Source organism: Sphingomonas sp. 10B4 (assembly GCF_035019905.1).
GTDB classification, from domain to species: domain Bacteria; phylum Pseudomonadota; class Alphaproteobacteria; order Sphingomonadales; family Sphingomonadaceae; genus Sphingomonas; species Sphingomonas glacialis.
The window spans coordinates 1-263 of the sequence record NZ_JASJVC010000370.1; the positions used below are offsets into that span (position 1 = coordinate 1).

1 pseudogene is annotated in these 263 nt (G+C 51.7%); it reads left to right on the plus strand.

The features are described from left to right. A pseudogene (locus tag QN347_RS20150) lies at positions 1-263 on the plus strand (nicotinate phosphoribosyltransferase); the annotation flags it as partial.

Below are 263 nucleotides of genomic sequence, written 5' to 3' on the forward strand. Positions count from 1 at the left end.
CACGAATACCTGCAATCGTATCAATCCTTCGGTGTACGTTTGCGCGACTTTCAAACCGCCGCACTCGAAGGCTGGGTGCACGAATACCGCGGTGATCTTGGCACCGCGCAGACCGATGTGGTTGGCATGGATGCTTTTTTAGCCGATTTCGATTTGTATTTCGCGAAACTCTTCGATGGTCTGCGCCATGATTCGGGTGATCCGGTGATTTGGGGAGAAAAGGCTTTGGCCCATTATGCGCAATTACGCATTGATGCCCATAC